The organism is Chryseobacterium sp. HMWF035 (assembly GCF_003094695.1).
GTDB lineage: Bacteria > Bacteroidota > Bacteroidia > Flavobacteriales > Weeksellaceae > Chryseobacterium > Chryseobacterium gambrini.
Genome location: NZ_QEHP01000012.1, coordinates 16,932 through 34,922, shown reverse-complemented (window position 1 = coordinate 34,922; position 17,991 = coordinate 16,932). Strand labels below are relative to the sequence as shown.

At 36.1% G+C, this 17,991-nt stretch carries 14 protein-coding genes; 13 read left to right on the top strand and 1 reads right to left on the bottom strand.

Features of this window, described 5'->3' with window-relative positions; translation table 11 throughout:
- The first annotated feature begins 80 nt into the window (after nt 1-80).
- From DD829_RS01770 to DD829_RS01710, 13 genes are all read left to right on the top strand, one after another.
- Nucleotides 81-701 carry a DUF5715 family protein gene (locus DD829_RS01770; RefSeq protein WP_108410042.1) on the top strand — a complete coding sequence of 207 codons (621 nt, stop codon included), beginning with the start codon at nt 81-83 and terminating at the stop codon, nt 699-701.
- Between the two features lie 80 nt (nt 702-781).
- On the top strand, nt 782-1,522 hold the full coding sequence (locus DD829_RS01765; protein ID WP_076390965.1) for a hypothetical protein: 741 nt from the start codon (nt 782-784) through the stop codon (nt 1,520-1,522).
- Nucleotides 1,523-1,541: 19 nt separating this feature from the next.
- Entirely contained in the window at nt 1,542-2,150 is a 609-nt protein-coding gene (locus DD829_RS01760) for a hypothetical protein (protein ID WP_108410043.1), read from the top strand.
- Between the two features lie 50 nt (nt 2,151-2,200).
- Nucleotides 2,201-2,926 carry a sensor histidine kinase gene (locus DD829_RS01755; protein ID WP_165762926.1) on the top strand — a complete coding sequence of 242 codons (726 nt, stop codon included), beginning with the start codon at nt 2,201-2,203 and terminating at the stop codon, nt 2,924-2,926.
- Nucleotides 2,895-3,572 (top strand): response regulator, encoded by a 678-nt coding sequence (locus DD829_RS01750; protein WP_108410044.1) that lies wholly within the window; start codon nt 2,895-2,897, stop codon nt 3,570-3,572. Before DD829_RS01755 ends, DD829_RS01750 begins: the two co-directional genes overlap by 32 nt.
- A 136-nt stretch (nt 3,573-3,708) precedes the next feature.
- On the top strand, nt 3,709-5,058 hold the full coding sequence (locus tag DD829_RS01745) for a T6SS phospholipase effector Tle1-like catalytic domain-containing protein (protein ID WP_116547466.1): 1,350 nt from the start codon (nt 3,709-3,711) through the stop codon (nt 5,056-5,058).
- Between the two features lie 307 nt (nt 5,059-5,365).
- Nucleotides 5,366-7,297: an ABC-F family ATP-binding cassette domain-containing protein gene (locus tag DD829_RS01740; RefSeq protein WP_108410045.1), complete on the top strand. Its 1,932-nt coding sequence runs from the start codon at nt 5,366-5,368 to the stop codon at nt 7,295-7,297.
- A 157-nt stretch (nt 7,298-7,454) separates the two neighbouring features.
- Complete coding sequence (locus DD829_RS01735) at nt 7,455-7,811, top strand: hypothetical protein (RefSeq protein WP_116547465.1); 357 nt, start codon at nt 7,455-7,457, stop codon at nt 7,809-7,811.
- Nucleotides 7,812-8,110: 299 nt separating this feature from the next.
- Nucleotides 8,111-10,495: a TonB-dependent receptor gene (locus tag DD829_RS01730; protein WP_108410456.1), complete on the top strand. Its 2,385-nt coding sequence runs from the start codon at nt 8,111-8,113 to the stop codon at nt 10,493-10,495.
- Between the two features lie 48 nt (nt 10,496-10,543).
- Nucleotides 10,544-11,131 (top strand): hypothetical protein, encoded by a 588-nt coding sequence (locus DD829_RS01725; protein ID WP_076390976.1) that lies wholly within the window; start codon nt 10,544-10,546, stop codon nt 11,129-11,131.
- Between the two features lie 154 nt (nt 11,132-11,285).
- The gene (locus DD829_RS01720; protein ID WP_108410455.1) at nt 11,286-12,620 is read left to right on the top strand and encodes a trigger factor; all 1,335 of its coding nucleotides are present in this window, start codon (nt 11,286-11,288) and stop codon (nt 12,618-12,620) included.
- Between the two features lie 114 nt (nt 12,621-12,734).
- Nucleotides 12,735-13,430 carry a hypothetical protein gene (locus tag DD829_RS01715; protein WP_116547464.1) on the top strand — a complete coding sequence of 232 codons (696 nt, stop codon included), beginning with the start codon at nt 12,735-12,737 and terminating at the stop codon, nt 13,428-13,430.
- Nucleotides 13,431-13,772: 342 nt separating this feature from the next.
- Nucleotides 13,773-16,634: a M16 family metallopeptidase gene (locus DD829_RS01710; protein ID WP_108411443.1), complete on the top strand. Its 2,862-nt coding sequence runs from the start codon at nt 13,773-13,775 to the stop codon at nt 16,632-16,634.
- A gap of 61 nt (nt 16,635-16,695) precedes the next feature.
- Here DD829_RS01710 and DD829_RS01705 read toward each other — a convergent pair whose 3' ends face one another.
- Entirely contained in the window at nt 16,696-17,850 is a 1,155-nt protein-coding gene (locus DD829_RS01705) for a WG repeat-containing protein (RefSeq protein WP_123906780.1), read from the bottom strand.
- Nucleotides 17,851-17,991 lie beyond the last annotated feature (141 nt).

Genomic DNA, 17,991 nt, shown 5'->3' with positions numbered 1-17,991 from the left:
ATTTTCACATATATGTTTATTAGAGTTTATATTTATTTCATAAATGATTATTTTAGTTTATAATTTTTAAAATTTCTTTCATGAAAAAGTTTTTGTGTGTGATCTTTGCTTTTCTTATTCATGGCATATTTTCTTCACAGGCGGCTCAAAAAACATTACCATGCTATGATCTTACAGAAGTTTTAAGAGTAGAACCCACTTTTATTTATAAGCCGCATCTGGATGCCTCAAAAAGTTTTGGGGTAAAGCTTTTGAAGGACTCAAAGACTGTTCAGAATTATATCAATAAAGGAAAATTTCACAAAATAAAAAAAACGGGAACCGGATATCGTGTTGAAAAGCTTGATTACAGCAGAGCCTATATGGTTTCCAAAGGAAAGTCGATGCTGGAGAAAATAGGGGCGCGTTTCAGTAAAGAAACGAAAGGAAATGTTTTTACGGTTTCTTCCATTACCAGAACACTGGAAGACCAGTGCAGACTGAGAAGGGTGAATTCTAACGCGGCACTGGGAATAAGCTCTCATAATTACGGAAATTCTTTTGATATTTCCTATGTCCGCTTTAACGGTGTTCTGAAGCATAATCCTAAGATGGAAGCTGCTTTAGAGAAGGTTCTGAAGTATTATTTTGATCTGGGAAGGATCTATTACATCAAAGAAAAACAACAGAGCTGTTATCACATTACAGTAAAGAATTATTAACTAATTTTCAATTATGCGTGAGATACTTGCATAGATAATTTAGTTTCTATAATTTTATGCCTTAGAAAAACCGTGAAAATATGAATACATTCAACAGAGAACAATGCGAGATAGCATTTGCAGAGTGGGATAACTGCCGTGGAAATTACAATGCCATTAAAGATCTGATTCCTACCAATTATGTTTTTGATTTTGATGCTGAACAGATCAACTGGATGAAGACCGAAAATAAATGTACTGAGTTTTGCGCTCAGATCGGTATTTACGAGAATAAGATGGTTGCTGTTCTTTGCCCGATGGATGAAGGAGGACATAAAAAAGAAGTACAGGACTATCCTTACAGCTTTTTAGCTGAACTGAAGGAAGACCTTAATCTGGTAGAAACGGAAGAATATACGCTTGTAAAAAATGCGGTTCTTTCCAAGGATCTTAAAACAGTGGATAACAGTTCGGATATGTTCTGGCCTATTGCAAACAAGCCGATGATGGAGCAGGATAAAGCAATTGAGGCAATCGAGTCGTGGAGAAACGATGCGATGATGTGGTTTTACAGAGAATGTACAGAATTTCAGGGAGCAAGAATTTTCAGACAGTTTTATGTACCTGCAGAAAATCTTAATCCGCCGAAAGCTGGGCTTTCCCATATGGTTTGCTCGTTCGGACTGAAGTTTTCTCAGGTGTATCAGAGAGTTTTGCCTACGCTTATTTTCATTTCTTTTTATACAGATCTGGAAGGCAGTGAAAACGGTGTAAGCGTTGAAAAAATCTCCAATACATACGATTGGTCAAATGCCTGTCCGCCTGTCTGCCAGCTTACGTAATTTTTAACTAAAATATATTGTGGATATTTACCAGGTAATACTTTATCTTAATAACAGTTTACTTGTTATTTGTGCTTTAATCGGAATTTTAAAGTACAAAATTCTTAGAAACACAGAAAAATGGTATGTATATTATATCATTTTTCTTTTTTTGATAGAGGCGATAGGAAGAGTTTCTATCAGTTTTTTTCATGTAAAGGATCTTAATTTCCTGTTTCCGTATTATGTGGCAGGAGAATTTCTCATCTTAGGAATTCTTTTCGTGAAAAAATTAGCATTGCCGGGGTATTGTTATATTCCGGTAGGATTACTGGCGCTTTGCTTTTGGCTGGATTTCGGAATTGTAACCAATGAGGTAAAGAAGGTGATCTCAAATATTATTGTGATCTGCTTTGCCGGTTATGCACTGCTTATGGAAATTAAAAACACGAAGGTAAATGACCGTTTCATGGCGGTAGACAGTCTTATTTTTCTGTATTATGGATTGTCGGTCTTTTTATTCTTCCTTCTTCGTCAGCTTGCGGATTTTGGAGTAAAACAGGCAGGGATGATCTGGAGTATCAATAATGTTCTCTGCAGCTTTTTATATATATCAATCATCTATACCTTTTTAAGATTAAAGAAATAACCTTAAATATCACTTTTTTTGTCGCGTTGATTGCCGTTCTGGTGATCATCATGACATTTATTTTGTTGGCGTACAGAAGTTTCATCCAGAGAATCATTAAAGAGAAAAATGCACAGTACGAAGCAGAAGTTCAGCACCAGAAAAATCTTGCCCTGGAAAATATAAAAGCGCAGGAATCGGAACGGAAAAGGATTGCCGTAATGATCCACGACGACATCGGAAACCGTCTGAATATCCTTTCTTTATGGCTGAATAACTTAGATACGAAAGGCGATGAACTCATTAAAAAAAATATAACCACACAAATGTCTTCTCTCATAGATTCAGCCAGAAGCATTTCTCATTCATTATATCCCGTGAATCTGGAATCCGTAGGTCTCGTTCTTTATATTGAAGAGCTGATTGCCAATTTATCGGGAAGAATAAATATTTCACTGAACGTGAGTCCGAAATTTCAAAAAAAAGAAATCTTCGTGGAAGTTCAGTTGTACAGGATTATTCAGGAATTTACCACCAATGTTCTTAAACATTCGGAAGCATCCAGAGTCTGGATCTATATTAAGGATAATAAAACAAATCTTGCCGTTATCATTTCCGATAACGGACAAAGCTTTGAATATGACGAGGTGAAAAAAGGAATGGGTATCAAAAATATCGAATCCAGAATAAAATCCATGAACGCGGCGCACAAATGGAAAAATACTTTAGGTAAAGGCAGCCGATTAATTATAAAAATTCCATACAATGAACTCCCAGATCAAAATAGCATTAATTGATGATGAACAGCTGATTCTCGAAGGCGTAAAAATGTTATTGTCTTCGGAACCGAACATCTCGGTAGGATCTACCTCTACCAACGGACCGGATTTTTTAGAAACTTTAGAAAAAACCTCCGAAGAAGATTTTCCCGATATCGCACTGGTAGATGTACAGATGCAGCCCATGAACGGATTTGAGCTGGTTGAGATTTTAAAAGAAAAATACCCCAATCTTAAAATCATTATCCTTTCTTCCCATTACAAAACAACTATTCTGGGATATATGGTGAAGCTGGGTGTTTCTGCATTTTTGCCGAAAAATTCCAACAGAAATGCTTTTATCGAAGCCATTACGATGGTGTATAAAAACGGAATTTTCTTCACTCCGGAAGATCATCAGATGATTTTTTCGTACATGAACAGCCCGACCAAGAAAAGAACACTTTTTGAAATGGACGATGAACTTTCCGATCGTGAAAAAGATGTGGTAAGACTCATCTGTCAGGAATGCACCAACAACGAAATCGCCGAAAAATTATTTATCAGTCCAAGAACCGTAGAAAGCCACAGACAGCGAATCGTCGAAAAAATAGGAGCTAAAAATACAGTGGGAATTGTAATTTATGCCATTATCAACAATATCCATCCCTTAGAAAGAATCTGATTCCGTAGAAATACGGAATTTTTTATTTGGTACTTTCTACTCTATTATCCCGGTTTTTTTCATCGTTACTTTGGAGTGTTCATATAATAAGTGCTTCATTTTTAGGAATGAAGACCAGATAAAACCACGAAGTGTAATGGAAAACAACATCATCTCTGTCGGAATTTTCTTCGATGGAACAGGAAACAACGGGATGAATGCCACTTCTCATAAAAAACCACTTAGGAATAACGAAAGCTATTACGGTAATGTTACCAATATCTATAAATTATTTAAGCTGTTTAAAAGTGATGAGAAAAAATATGTAGGAGGAATCGGAACTGTTACGGGAAACGAAGACAGTGATTTTGCGATGGCTACGTGTAAAAATCCTGCGGGATATCACGGGTATTCTTCAGATGATAAACTGGAAGAGGCTTTTTCTTTCATTAAAACAACAATTGAAGACGATACCAAAGAATATCATTTGTATGTCTATGGTTTCAGCCGTGGAGCAATGCTCGCAAGGAATTTTTGTAATAAAGTAATACACCGTACGTCAGAATTTTCAGAAAAAACAGTTAAAATTAAATTTCTGGGAGTTTTTGATACGGTAGAATCTGCTGCTTTCAGTGATTATGATGTGGCGGTTTTGCCCGAAACGGAAAGGGTTCTGCATATCTGCGCAATTAATGAATGCAGGTATTTTTTTCCTTTAACAGGCATTTTCGAAGAGTCAAAAGAAAGAACAGATGCAAAATGGGAGAGCGGAAACTCGGTCTGGAAAGAAATTTTTGTTCCCGGAGCGCATGCAGATGTCGGAGGAGGATATTTGGAAGGTTCCCAATCGGTTTACATCTCACCGAATTTTATTAAAAATACGGAACTGTATTACTATATAGAAAACATCAAAGGAACAGCTTTGGATTCAGAAAAAAATAAAATCTGGAGTTCTGTTTTAAAAGATTATAAAATAGATAAAGGCGATGTTTTTTCTCAGGCTTACGTGGCAAGAGATCTGGTGTACAGTGAGCTTTCAAAAATTTACGGAAAACTGATGCTGATGGAAACCAATGCTGGACAAGCAGTCTTTAATACGGATTTTGATGAAACTACCTTTGAAATTCATCCTGAAAAACATCCTTATTTAACGGAATTATCGGAGGCTCTTAAAAATTATGTTAAAAACCTTTCCTCAGACCTTAAGCCGGATTACAGTTATGAAAAACTGGGAGATTATACCCATATTTCGGCAAATTTCGGCTTATATCATCCGGCTTTGCCGATGGATTTGAAATCAGGAGCCAATACAGAATTCATCAATAACGGACTGAATGTTCCGAGCCATTCGGATGATCAGTTCAATAAAAACCAATCACGATTACAGTCTGAGATCCATCATATTGAAGATTCTGTCGTGGATTACGCCTACGGAACCAATATTCCCAATAACGATAATTGGAGCCGTACCATTTTGATCAAAGAAAATTTTTATAATAAATGTTAGTACATTTTCAGTTTTAAATTTAGGTGTTGAGCTGTCTTGGTTAGGCAGCTCAGTTTTTATTTTTTTAATTCGGGCGATTCAGCTTTATGAATAAATGGCAATGATTTATTTAAATTTTGAAATCTTTTTTGCTGTAAAACGCATCGGACTCAAATTATTTCTACAAAGACTCTAAACAATTTATCATACAAGTTTCTATTTTAGGGCTGCTTTTTCAGGCGGCTCTTTTTATTGCCATTAAATTCCTTTATTTTCCGTATTTTTGCACCCGAAAATTCATTATTCACTATTAATCATTATTTAACACATGCTTTCGGTTCAAGGTTTAGGATTACATCATTCAGGAACATATCTGTTTCAAAACGTGAATTTCACGATTAAAAAGGATGATAAAATTGGTTTGGTCGGTAAAAATGGAGCGGGGAAATCCACTTTATTGAAAATGCTTTCCGGAGAAATTAATTTCTACGAAGGAAACGTGGTTCCGGAAGGAAACATCACCATTGGTTTCTTAAAACAGGATCTCGATTTCGTAAAAGGAAGAACGGTCTGGGCGGAAACCATGCAGGCTTTCGAACAGATCAACGCATGGAAAAATGAGCTTGAAGAGGTGAATCATCAGATGGCGACAAGAACCGACTATGAAAGCGATTCTTACACAGATCTGATTAATAAAATGACGGAACTGAACGACCTTTTAATGAACCACGACGCTTACAATCTGGAAGGCGACATGGAAAAAGTATTGTTCGGTCTTGGTTTCAAAGCGGATGATTTCCAGAAAATTACCGATGAATTTTCCGGAGGCTGGAGAATGAGAATCGAGCTGGCAAAACTGTTGCTGCAAAAGAACGACATCATGCTTCTCGATGAGCCTACGAACCACCTGGATATGGAATCCATCATGTGGCTGGAAAACTTTTTGAAAGATTATCCCGGAGCAATTGTTCTGGTAAGTCACGATAAGCAGTTCATGACTGCGGTTTGTAACCGTACTTTCGATATCAACAACAAAAAAGTTGACGATTATAAAGCCAATTATTCCAAATATCTTGTGATGCGCGAAGACCGCCGCGAAAAATTGATTCAGGCTAAAAAGAATCAGGATGCGGAGATCAAGCAGATGGAAGATAACATCAATAAGTTCCGTGCAAGTGCTACCAAAGCATCCTTTGCGCAATCTTTGATTAAAAAATTAGACAAAATCGAACGTATTGAAGTAGATAATGAAGACGTTTCTAAATTCAATATCCGTTTCGTACAGTCGCAGGTTCCCGGAAAAATTATCTTCGAAGCTGAAAATTTAGGTAAAGCTTATGGTGAAAAACAAATCTTTGATGATGTGGATTTCATCGTTCAGCGAGGAGACAGAATTGCACTTCTTGGACAAAACGGACAGGGAAAAACAACGTTGGCAAAAATTCTTGCGGGAGACATTAAAGATTACTCAGGAACATGGAATCTTGGACATAACGTAAACATCGGGTATTTTGCTCAGAATCAGGAGGAAGTTTTAACCCCCAATAAAACCGTTCAGGAAGAAGCAGAAGATGCGGCAACCGAAGAAACGAGACCAAGAGTCCGCGATTTGTTAGGATCTTTCCTTTTCCAAGGGGAAGCGGTGAACAAAAAAACAAAAGTACTTTCCGGAGGGGAAAGAAACCGTTTGGCGCTTTGTAAATTGTTGCTTCGTCCTTTCAACACGCTGATTATGGACGAACCTACGAACCACTTGGATATTCAGTCTAAGGAAATTATTAAGCTGGCTCTTCAGAAATTTGAAGGAACGTTAATTGTGATTTCGCACGACAGAGAATTTTTACAGGGACTTTGTGATAAGATCTACGAATTCCGCGATGGTAAAATGAAAGAATTCTTAGGAGATATCAACGAATATCTTGAATTCAGACAAAAAGAATCAATCCGAGAAATCTCTGCTGAAAAAGCAAAACTTCATGGAGAAGAAACGAAGGTTGAGGTAAAGACAAAGAAAGAGGACAAGCCTGCAACAGAAACTCAACAATCAACCATTGTAAGCAAAGAGCAGAAAAATATTCAGAATAAACTGAAAAAAGTAGAAGAAAAAATTACCGAACTGGAAACAAAAGTTGAGGAATTTGAAGCTTCTTTCACCAAAGAAAACCCTTCTGAAGAAACTCTGGAAAAATACAACAACACCAAAGAAGAACTGGATCTTGCTTTGCAGGAGTGGGAATATTTGGGAACTCAGTTGGATTAATTTCTAAGAAATACATAAAATAAACCTTATAGGTTTTTAAAACCTATAAGGTTTGATTACAGTTTGTAACAAAATTTCATATTCACTTACTTATCAATTAATATATTTTAATAAAACTTTAATCTCAATTTTTAAATTATTTTTATAATTTTGACGAATGATTTTTAAAGAAAGCAGAAATCTAAAGAATTTTATTTCCAAATTATTGTTTGGAATCTATTTTCTTGCGCTGTTTTCCCAGAATTTCCACAGTCACAGTTCCGAAGAGTTTTTTAAAAACTTCAGTTTTAAAAAATCTGAAAATACGGTTACTAAAAATACAGCGAAGGAAAAAGCAGCAGACTGTCTTGCCTGTCATTTCTTAGCTACCGGACATACATTAGTTCCTGAAGAATTCAGTTTTTCTTTTGCACATTACACGCACGAAGTAAAGCAGATCATTACCGTTCAGGAAAAAATATGGTCTCAGACTAAATTTACCTTTCAGCTTCGCGGTCCGCCCGCAATTTCATAATTCATAGATTTTTTTCGGATTTTTGCTAAATAATTTTTAGATACATAATGTATTTAATTAAACTAATCTATTTTTTTTAACCATTAAGATGAATTTAGGAATTAAGTTTTATTAAGAAAAATCATATAGATTTTTTTATCCCTTAAAAGCAAGGTTAAACTTAATTACGCTAAAATTCTTAAAATAAATCTTAACGGTTCAAAATTGAGCATCGAGATTCATCTTCTGAAGCTAAAAAAATCCAATTCAAATTTTAACGAAAAAGTACCCTGAAAAGTACACAATCAATCTATTTAACAATGAAATTGATCTATAGTTTTATGCTGATCCTTTGCGGATTTGCATTTACAAACGCACAGCAGACTTACACGGTAGAAGGAACGGTTCAGGATTTTCATGATAAAACGATGCTGGAAAATGCATCCGTGAAAATTGGAGATTTTTCTGCAAAAACCGATAAAAACGGTAAGTTTTCAATCAATAAAATTCCTGCGGGAAAATATATACTCATTGCTAAGCATCCTGATTGTAATGATTATACTGAAAATGTAGGAGTTACACAGGATTTGCATTTAACAATTACGCTTGAACATCACGTTCAGGATATCGAAACGGTTACCATTCACGGAAATCATAAAAACAACGGATCTCTGGTTGTCAAAACGCTTGATAAATCTGAAATTCAAAGAAATTCCACAGATAATTTAGGGAATTTACTGACGAAGATTTCGGGAGTCAGTGCTTTGAAAACAGGAAACAATATCTCAAAACCTATTATTCACGGGCTTTACGGAAGCAGAATCTCTATCTTAAACAATGGAGTGAGGCTTGCTGAACAGGAGTGGGGAGTGGAACACGCTCCGAATGTGGATATTAATAATTTCCAGCATATCGACGTCATCAAAGGCGCTTCTGCATTGAAGTACGGAAGTGATGCGATTGGCGGAGTGGTCATTATGGAGCCGGAAGTTTTTCCTAAAAAAGATACTTTAAAAGGATCTGTCGGTCTTACCGGAATTTCCAACGGAAGAGGAATGGCTCTGGATGCGGATGTTGCGAAAATCTGGAAAAACGGATGGGCGGTAAAAACAGGAGGAAGCATCAAAAAATTGGGAGATCAGAACGCTCCGGATTATAACCTGATGAATACAGGAATGGATTTTTCTTCGTTTAATTTTACCGTTCAGAATAATACGTATGAGAGAGGAATTTCTTTCGATTATTATTTAACGAACCAGAATATTGGGATCTACAGAGGTTCTCATGTGGGAAACAATGAAGATTTTTACAACGCAACTACCACGAAAATTCCGATTTACACAGGAACTTTCAGTTATGATATCGATAATCCGAGACAAGTGATCGAGCATCATATTGCGAAAGTTTCGGCTTTCAAAAGATTTGAAAATATCGGGAAAGTTTCTGCGACATACAGTTATCAGTACAACCACAGACAGGAATATGACATCAGAAGAGGAGATTTAAAAGATACGCCTTCTCTGGATCTGGAACTGATGACGCATCAGTTTAATCTTAATGATTTGCTGGAAAGAGGGAAGTTTTCTCTGGAAACGGGAATTGATGCGAGTTTTCAGAACAATTATTCGGATCCGGCGACAAAAGCAAGACGTCTGATTCCGAACTATGATAAGTATGCGGCAGGTTTTTATTCTATTTTTAAATATAAAATCTCCGGCAATTTCAATGTGGAGGCAGGAGCGCGATACGATTTTACGCGTTACGATGTTACGAAATGGTATGATAAAAGCGATTGGGAGAGGAGATATGCAGATTCTTATCCTCAGTTTTATGTAAAAACAGACCAGAACAGGATTCTTACGCGTCCTCAACTGAATTATAACAATGTCTCGTTGAATGCTGGTCTTGAATATCGCCCGAATTCATCTTTTGATCTGAAATTCAATTATGCTAAAGTGGGCAGAACACCGAATATTGCGGAACTGTTTTCGGACGGACTGCACCATTCTGCTTCTGTGATCGAAATCGGAGATATGGGACTAAAGAATGAACAGGGACATCAGTTTAATCTTACGGTGGATTCGAAATTCAATGTTTTAAAAGGATTGAATGTTTCTGTGAATCCTTACTTTTTTATCACCAAAAATTTTATCAACGAAGTTCCTACAGGAGTTCAGAATACGATCAGAGGGGTATTTCCGGTGTGGTCTTATCAGCAGATTGATGCCAAAATGTATGGGGTAGATCTGGATGTTAATCTTAAACTTACAGATCATCTTACTTATGTAGGAAAAGGAAGTTATGTTTACGGACAGGACGATACAAACAATGTTCCGTTGATTTTAATGATGCCTCCGAATTTTTCCAATGCATTACAGTTTAAAAAGGAAAACTGGAAGCAGTTTTATTTTACGGTAGAAAACCAGACTTTTCTTAAGCAGAACAGATTTCCGGTGTACAATGCAACCATACCAATATATATAGACGGAGATGAAGTGGAAAAAACGGTAGATCTGAGTACTCCGCCAAACGGGTATTCTCTCTGGAATATCCAGACGGGAATCAACATCAGCAAAAATCTTTCTGCGGGACTTATCGTGAACAATCTTTTCAATGTTTCGTACAGAGATTATCTGAACAGAATGCGATTTTTCTCGGATGAGGCAGGAAGAAACTTTATTCTCAACTTTAGATACAGATTCTAAAGTTTTTTAAAACCATCAGACAAAATATCAACTTTAAAATTTAAAAAAATGAAATTATTCAATACTAAAAATATCATCAAATTATTAGCTGTTTTATTCATCGCCATCACCGTAGTTTCCTGTCAGAGAGACGGATCTGCGGCAGAAGACGACCTGCCTCAGGAAGATCTTACCAATATTATTTTGAATGTGAAAGATGTTGCGGCGGGAACTACCCAAACGTACAATTACAGCATGGGAGCGGGAGGAGCTCAGGCGATTAAATTAACCGACGGAAAAACCTATCAGGTAACCGCACAGTTTAAAAACGGAAATGAAGATGCCACTCAAGAAATTAAGGATGCAAAAGACGAGCACTTTTTAATCTTCAATTTCCCGAATTCTGATATTACTTTAACGCGTACAGACGATGCTTCTTCTACAAGAGCAGACGGAAAACGTGTAGGACTAAAAACAGAATGGGTAGTAAACAAAGCCGTTAAAAACCCTTCTGCAACAAGCCAGCTAATCTTTACTTTATACCATGAACCGGCAAGTGTAACTGAAGATTCCCAGACAACCGGAAACGGAGTGATCTACGGAACGCAGGTAGGAGGAGAAACAGATGCACAGGCAAACTATACCATCACGAATTAAAATAACCTTTTAATATCTTTAATCTTGTTACTAAAACCACCGGAATTTTTCCGGTGGTTTTTCTATTTAACACTATTTGGCTTTTTAAGTTAATTTTAATTGATATTTTTTCATAAAATTTTCATATTTTTGCAACCTAAAATTTTAATCAATAATGAAGGTTACTGCAAAAAACCATGATGATGTAAGTGCATTGCTTACAGTGACATTGGAAAAATCTGACTATAAAGAAAAAGTTGATAAGCAATTGATTAATTATGCTAAAAATGCGCAAGTTCCTGGTTTCAGAAAAGGGAAAGTGCCTTTGAGTATGGTTAGAAAACAATATGAAGCAGGTATTGCTTTTGAAGAAATCAACAAGCAGGTTTCTGATGCTTTAAACAACTACGTAAACGAAAACAAACTAAGATTAGTTGGTCAGCCGGTTCCACAGCCAGTAAACGAATTCGATTACAATGCGGATCAGCTTGAAGTTGCTTTTGAAGTAGGATTTGAGCCTGAATTCACTATTGACCTGGCTAAATATGAAGCTCCTCACTACAAAGTAGAGGCTTCTGAAAAAGAAATCAACAAAAGTATTGAGAACATGCAGAAGCGTTTCGCAGAGCAGGCTCCTCAAGAAAAAATCAATAAAGATTCTTACATCGCTTTAGAAATTTCTCAGGTTGTGGAAGAAGATGCAGAAGGAGAGCACCACCACCATCCAAAGAACGTTACCATTACTGCTGAAAACAAAGAAGCTTTCAAACTGGTAAAATCTTTGAAAATGGACGGTTCTGTAAAAGTTTCTAAAGAAACTCTTGCTGAAAACGAAGAACTGGCTAAAGAATTAGGATTCTCTAAAGAAGAAGTTGAGCATTTACACCACAACGAAGTGGAAGTAAAAGTAAAAGATTTCTACGGTCTTAACTTAGCTGAACTTAATCAGGAATTATTCGATAAAGTATACGGAGAAGGAAACATCAAGTCTGAAGAAGAACTGAAAGAAAAAGTAAAATCTGAATTAGACGAGTACTTCCAGCAAAATGCTGATGTTCACTTTGTGAATAAAGTATTGGAGCAGGTTTCTGAAAAAGAAGAAGTAAAGCTTCCTGAAACGTTCCTTGTAAAATGGTTAATGTTCTCTAACCAGAACATCCAGTCTGAAGAGCAGGCAAAAGAAATCCTTGAATCTGAGAAAAACCAGTTGAAATATCAGATCATCGAAGGTAAATTAATGACGGATAACGACATTAAATTAGACTATGCTGATGTTTTAGGACAGGCTGAACAGTTGGTAAGAAATCAATTAGCTATCTACGGAATCCACCACTTAGGAGATGAGGAGATCCAGAAATATGCCGTTGAAATGTTGAAAGACCAGGAGCAGGTAAGACAGATTTCTTCTGAAGTTGCGATGACGAAGCTTAAGGATGTAATCCTTGAAAAAGCAACGAAAAAAGAAACTGTAATTTCTCACGACGAGTTTTTAGAAGAGCTTAAAAAGTAATTTATTTTACTGTAAATATTTGAAAACCACTGTTTTTGCAGTGGTTTTTTTATTGAGTAAACATCTGCATTTATTTGTTTAATATTCCTATATTTACGACATTAAACTTTATTTATGAAAAAGATCATCATTCCGTTTTTTTGCGCTGTGCTTTTTTCCACTTCGGTAGCTGCACAAAAAACTACTGCTGCTCCCGCTAAAACGGAAGCTGTAAAATCTAAACTTACTCCAAAAGAAGTTATCGATAAATATCTTACGGCACTTGGAGGAAAAGATAAACTTGAAGCTGTAAATTCAATTGTAATAGAAAATACGATTTCGGGAGCTGCGCTTCCGGGAGAAATTACGATGACCACAAAAAAACTGGGCAACAAATTCAAGTCTGAACAGTTTTTTATGGGACAGAAAGCGGCTTCTCAGTATTTTGACGGTGAAAAAGGATATATGGAGCAGATGGGGAACAAAAGCGAAATTCCGGCAGATAAACTGGGAGATTTAAAGAAAGGAAAAATTATTGATGCGTTAGGATACGATTATACAAAATTCAAGGATGCTACCACAGAAAAAATCGACGGAAAAGATTATAATGTATTAACTTCCGATAAAGGAAAATTCTATTTCGATGCTTCTACAGGTCTTTTATATAAAGCGGATGCAAAAGAAGGAACAGCGCTTACAAAAGATTATTTAACGGTAGACGGAATTAAATTCCCTTCTTTAATTGAAGCGCAGGGTGGCGGACAGACCATGACTATTAAAACGACAAAAGTAACAGTTAATTCAGGAGTTACGGATGCGGATTTTAAGTAAAATAATTGCTATTTAACATAATAAAGTCGGGTTTTGCCCGGCTTTTTTGCTGAAATGATATTTTTAACTAAAGTTTAACTAAAAAAATAGATTCTTTATATTGTGAATTTTTAATTTTGCTCATTATAACACAAAAACATACTGATGAGAAAAGATTGCATTACTTTGGCTTGGGATTTTCCCTTTTAAAGCTGTTCTCATTTTCTGAAATTCAAATCTTTTTCCTTAAAAAATATTAACGATAATTAACTCAAATTTAACTTTAAATAATAATTTGAACATTTCCTCGTTAAGTGAATAAATTATATTTTTGAACCATAAAAATTAATAATCGAAACAACTATGAAAAAAATGTTTTCGTCGCTTGCAGTAGTCGTTCTGATGTCTGCCAATGCATTTGCACAGAATATTCCTATGGATCCTTCTGTAAAGACCGGTACTCTTCCGAACGGGATGAAGTACTATATCAGAAAAAATACATTACCCGAGAAGAAAGTAGATTTCAGACTGGCAATTAATGCAGGATCTATCCTTGAGGATGAAAACCAGAGAGGTCTGGCTCACTTCATGGAGCACATGAACTTCAACGGAACAAAAAATTTCCCGGATAATAAACTTGTCGACTTTCTTCAGTCTATCGGGGTGAAATTCGGACAGCATTTAAACGCTTACACCAGCTTTGACGAAACGGTTTATATGCTTCCTGTTCCTTTAGACAAGCCGGGAAATCTGGATGCAGGTCTTAAAGTGATGGAAGACTGGGCATTCAATGCAACACTTTCTGATGAGCAGATCAACAAAGAAAGAGGCGTTGTTCTGGAAGAATTAAGACTTGGTTTGGGAGCAGACAAAAGAATGTCGGATAAATACCTTCCGAAATTACTGTACAACTCTCAGTATGCCAACAGACTTCCGATCGGGAAAAAAGACGTTTTGGAAAACTTCAAGCCGGATGTTATCAGACAGTTTCATAAAGACTGGTACAGACCGGATCTGATGGCAATTGTAGTGGTGGGAGACATCAATGTGGATGAAGTTGAAAAGAAAATTAAAGATAATTTCAGCAAATATAAAAATCCTTCCAAACCAAGAGAAAGAAAGAGCTTCGATCTTCCGAACCATAAGGAAACTTTGGTGGCTATCGAAACAGATCCGGATGCTACAAGATCTATGGTACAGTTCATCATGAAAGATTCTGAATCTTACCAGCCGGATGTTACAGTAGAACAGTACAACCAGAGTCTTGTAGAACAGATTGCTTCAACCATGCTGAATAACAGATTAGGAGAGCTGGTAAACTCAAATAATCCTCCTTTTACGTACGGTTATGTTTATCACGGCGGAACCTATGCAAGAAGCAAGGAAGCTTTTCAGGGAATGGCAATGGTGAAAGACGGAAACCAGCTTAATGCTTTAAAAGTTCTTCTGGAAGAAACGGAAAGAGCGAAAAGATTCGGGTTTACACAAACAGAATTAGACAGGGCTAAAGCTCAGGTAATGTCTAATATCGAAAGAACCTACAACAACAGAGATAAAACGGAAAGTGACGTTCTTGTAGACGAATATGTAAGAAATTTCCTTGAGCAGGAACCAATGCCGGGAATTGCATGGGAATATGAAGACACCAAAAAATTCTTACCTTCTGTAACGTTGGCTCAGACCAATGAAGTTTTTAAAAAACTGGTAAAAGACGACAGCAGGGTAGTGGTAATCACCGGTCCTAAAAAAGACAACATTCAGATGCCGACTGAAGCCATGGTACTGAATACTTTTGAAGGAGTGAAGATGGCAGATCTTAAACCGTATCAGGAAAAAGCTACCATTAAAAATTTAGTAAAACCTTTCAAATCTGAAGGTGCAATTGCTAAAACGGAAAACGATGCCAAATTAGGAACCACAACATGGACGCTGAGCAATGGTGCAAAAGTAACCTTTAAAAAGACAGATTTTAAAGACGATGAAATTGTTTTTGCAGCGAGAAGTCTGGGAGGAAGTTCAGTAATTAATGATGCCGATTTTGTTAAAACCCAGTTTGCTTTTCCTGCTTTATCAGAAGCCGGAGTTAATGGTTTCTCCAAAGCAGACCTTACCAATTATCTTGCAGGAAAGCAGGTAAACGTAAATCCGTCAATCGGAAATGTAACAGAAGGAGTTTCCGGAAGAACGACCAGAAAAGATCTGGGAACAGCAATGGAGCTGATGTATGCTTATTTTACTGGTTTGAATTACAATCCTGATGCATTTAATGCGTACAAAACGAAACAATCTGCGATGATGGATAACCTTTTGTCTAATCCTCAGTTTTATTTCTCCAGTGAGCATGCGAAATTCATGAATCAGAAAAACCCGAGATTTGTAGGAATTATCCCGATGGAGAAAGACTGGGCAAATACAGATTATAAAAAAGCGTACGATATTTATAAAGAGAAATTCTCCAATGCCGGAAACTTCCAGTTTTATTTTGTAGGAAATATTGATGAGGCAACATTTAAAAATGAAGTGTTACAGTACATTGCAAGTCTTCCTTCAAGCGGAAAAACGTCTACTTTTAAAGATACAGGATACAGACAGATAACCGGAGATTATTCTAAGGTTTACAAAAAAGGAAAAGATCCTAAAAGTATGGTTACCATTGCGTACAGCGGAGAAGCGCCTTACAACGAAAAAGAAGCACTGGCTTTAGAGGCTCTTGGAGAAGTGGCGACCATTAAGGTGATTGAAAAACTGAGAGAAGATGAAAGCGGAATTTATGGTGGCGGAGCAAGAGGTGGAATGTACAAAGTACCGTTCAGTAATTACAGTTTCAGCATTAATTTCCCTTGTGGACCGGAAAATGCTGAGAAATTAACGAAAAGTGCGATTACAGAGCTTCAGAAGTTAATTGATAAAGGACCAGAGCAAAAGGATCTTGATAAATACAAGGAAGGGGAATATAATGATGATAAAACCAATATGAAAGACAATATGTATTGGATGAACGCGCTTACCAAAAATCAGCTTGACGGAAGCGATAAATATGAAATCCTTAACTATCAGGAAAAAGTAAAAGCTTTAACCGTAAAAGACCTTCAGGATGTAGCTAAGAAATATCTTACAAAAGGCAGAATCGTGGCAACTCTGATGCCGGAAGACGGCTGGGAAAAAGCCAAAAAAGAGGAAGCTAAAGCTGAAACAGCAGTTATAAAAGCCGGAGCAGCAAAATAATTTTCGATATAATAAAGTTCAATTAAAAACCGTTCTGTATATTTTACAGAACGGTTTTGCTTTATAGATTAGTAAGTTCTATTCTTTTTCCATCTTTTACAGACCACATATACTCTCCGTTATGATCGTCATTACGCCCTTCCATAATGCCATTTTCATACGCAAAATATCGGTTTTCGTGATGTCCGTACACAATATCTGTATATTGAACAGGAACAATTATATTGTTTTCAATATCAGCAATTCCCCATTTTCCGCCACTTGCAAGTATATCATCAGTTTCTTCATTAATTTCAAAAGAAAATTTTCCTAAAGCTACTTTAAAATACTTTTCACTCAAAAAATCAATTTTATCATAAATATTCGGAATACAGACTTCTCCATCACCCGTAATCACGCCATATTTTCCTTCAATCATTACAAATGCGTTGGAGTGAAGGAGATAATATTCATATTTTTCTTCATTATCAATATAATCTTTGATGGTAATATATCTCGGAGCAATTCTGGAATTTATTTCATAGCCTCGGATTTTATATATTTTGTCGTAGGGAAGAATCATTTTTTCTTTTGACAGAAGATCTAGCGAATAGTATTTGTCATTTTCTTCGATAATTATTTTATTTTTGTAGACCTCGTCATAAATACTGATGGGAAATTTACATTCAAAAATGATCTCTTCTTTTTCGTTAATAATCAAATGTCTTGAATTATTATTTTCTGTTGCTACAAAGAGATTTTTTCCGATTCCTCTTAAACCGTTATATTTACAGGGAGATTTTTCCTCTAAATTGATGTCTAAAAATCCATACAACCCTTTCTTTGAAGTAATGATGTTTCCGAAAAAATCAAACCGGATGTAATCAAAATTTTCCAGTCTTTTCACTAATCTGCCTTCTGTATCAAAAAGGAGATGAGATTTTTTGCCGGAATAAGTATTGTCATGATAAATTACTGCTTCAATAAGACCGTATTGAGCATAAAAACCCGTTGAGTCATAAATATTTTCAGAAATAATATGATATTGTCCGTTTTCAAATTTTAAGGCTCCCCATTTTTCGTTAAAGGATTTGAAAATGAAAATGTTATCAAATTCTTCATAGGTGTGCTCATACATCACAGAAAACTTCTTTTTAGTATGCTTTGGAAGTGTTCCGTAAATTTCCTTAGGATGAATGGAAACAGATGCATCAAACTTATACTGGTAATTTTTCAAGGATTCTTTTTTTAACATAATTGTCTTTTCGCGTTTGAAAAAAGTAACTATGGAATCAAAGGGATTTATTCTCAAAATAATCATCACAATAACGAAGGTAATAATAGCTCCAGCTGCAAATGAAAACAATACTTCTTCCAT

Coding starts and splice junctions, on each gene's coding strand:
- DD829_RS01770 (WP_108410042.1), top strand. CDS start 81: ATGAAAAAGTTTTTGTGTGTGATCTTTGCTTTTCTTATTCATGGCATA.
- DD829_RS01765 (WP_076390965.1), top strand. CDS start 782: ATGAATACATTCAACAGAGAACAATGCGAGATAGCATTTGCAGAGTGG.
- DD829_RS01755 (WP_165762926.1), top strand. CDS start 2,201: ATGACATTTATTTTGTTGGCGTACAGAAGTTTCATCCAGAGAATCATT.
- DD829_RS01750 (WP_108410044.1), top strand. CDS start 2,895: ATGAACTCCCAGATCAAAATAGCATTAATTGATGATGAACAGCTGATT.
- DD829_RS01745 (WP_116547466.1), top strand. CDS start 3,709: ATGGAAAACAACATCATCTCTGTCGGAATTTTCTTCGATGGAACAGGA.
- DD829_RS01740 (WP_108410045.1), top strand. CDS start 5,366: ATGCTTTCGGTTCAAGGTTTAGGATTACATCATTCAGGAACATATCTG.
- DD829_RS01735 (WP_116547465.1), top strand. CDS start 7,455: ATGATTTTTAAAGAAAGCAGAAATCTAAAGAATTTTATTTCCAAATTA.
- DD829_RS01730 (WP_108410456.1), top strand. CDS start 8,111: ATGAAATTGATCTATAGTTTTATGCTGATCCTTTGCGGATTTGCATTT.
- DD829_RS01725 (WP_076390976.1), top strand. CDS start 10,544: ATGAAATTATTCAATACTAAAAATATCATCAAATTATTAGCTGTTTTA.
- DD829_RS01720 (WP_108410455.1), top strand. CDS start 11,286: ATGAAGGTTACTGCAAAAAACCATGATGATGTAAGTGCATTGCTTACA.
- DD829_RS01715 (WP_116547464.1), top strand. CDS start 12,735: ATGAAAAAGATCATCATTCCGTTTTTTTGCGCTGTGCTTTTTTCCACT.
- DD829_RS01710 (WP_108411443.1), top strand. CDS start 13,773: ATGAAAAAAATGTTTTCGTCGCTTGCAGTAGTCGTTCTGATGTCTGCC.